Genomic DNA, 885 nt, shown 5'->3' with positions numbered 1-885 from the left:
ATTTCAGATTGCTAAAATATGTCCAAGATCGACACACTTTTTCAAAGCTCGTTAACCACGCCGCCGCTGGGGCCAATGCCGCCCGCGATCGGGATCGCCGCGGAGTGTCCGGAATCGGCTAAAGCTCTGGAAACGAAAATTTTTGTGCTTTGCGATTATGCCTTCATTGCTGAGCGGCGATGCCGAAACGCGGCGAAAGCTGGTGACAGGGTGAAGAGCTTCGGTTAATGCGGTCCAGTCGCTGCGGATCGTCGGCGGCGGCGCTCGCAACCATCATGACCTGGGAAAAGATATGGCGGATTCGCCCGATATCATCGGCTCGCTCGCGGATTTGTCTGCAGCCTATTCTGCCATCCTGTGCGATGTCTGGGGCGTGGTCCACAATGGCGAACGGCATTTTCCGGCCGCCGCTCTGGCGCTGGCGACCGCACGCGAAGCGAAGATACCTGTGGTGCTGATCACCAATTCGCCGCGGCGCAGCGCCGATGTAGTGGCGCAGATGAATGCGATCGGCGTTCCTTCTGCGGCCTATGACCGTATCGTCACCTCCGGTGACGTGACCCGCGACCTGATCATCGAGGGCCCGCGAAAGATCTTCCATATCGGCGCCGACCGCGATTTCACGCTCTATGACGGTCTTGACGTCGAGCTCGTCGAGGAGTTCGAGGCATCCGGCGTGGTCTGCACCGGGCTGTTCGACGACGAGGTCGAGAAGCCGGAGGACTACGCCGATCTTCTTCGGCGGCTACGCGCCAGGAACCTGCCCTTCATCTGCGCCAATCCCGACATCGTGGTCGAGCGCGGCGAGCGGATGATCTGGTGCGCCGGGGCCTTGGCTCGCGACTATGCCCAGCTCGGCGGGCGGACGCTGATCGCCGGAAAACC

Annotated in this window: 2 protein-coding genes; both read left to right on the top strand. The window is 61.0% G+C overall.

The window, feature by feature from the left end; genetic code table 11:
- The first annotated feature begins 18 nt into the window (after positions 1-18).
- On the top strand, positions 19-228 hold the full coding sequence (locus EOA85_RS36255) for a hypothetical protein (RefSeq protein ID WP_127212801.1): 210 nt from the start codon (positions 19-21) through the stop codon (positions 226-228).
- Between the two features lie 64 nt (positions 229-292).
- The coding region (locus EOA85_RS36250; protein ID WP_127212800.1) for a TIGR01459 family HAD-type hydrolase at positions 293-885 on the top strand (593 nt) is incomplete at its 3' end.

Origin of the sequence: Mesorhizobium sp. M5C.F.Ca.IN.020.29.1.1, from assembly GCF_003997375.1 — a bacterium.
Taxonomy (GTDB): Bacteria; Pseudomonadota; Alphaproteobacteria; order Rhizobiales; family Rhizobiaceae; genus Mesorhizobium; species Mesorhizobium wenxiniae.
This window is presented reverse-complemented; position numbering and strand designations above follow the sequence as displayed.

Bases quoted from the DNA above. Each gene is read 5' to 3' on its own strand.
- EOA85_RS36255 (WP_127212801.1), top strand. From the start codon at position 19: ATGTCCAAGATCGACACACTTTTTCAAAGCTCGTTAACCACGCCGCCG.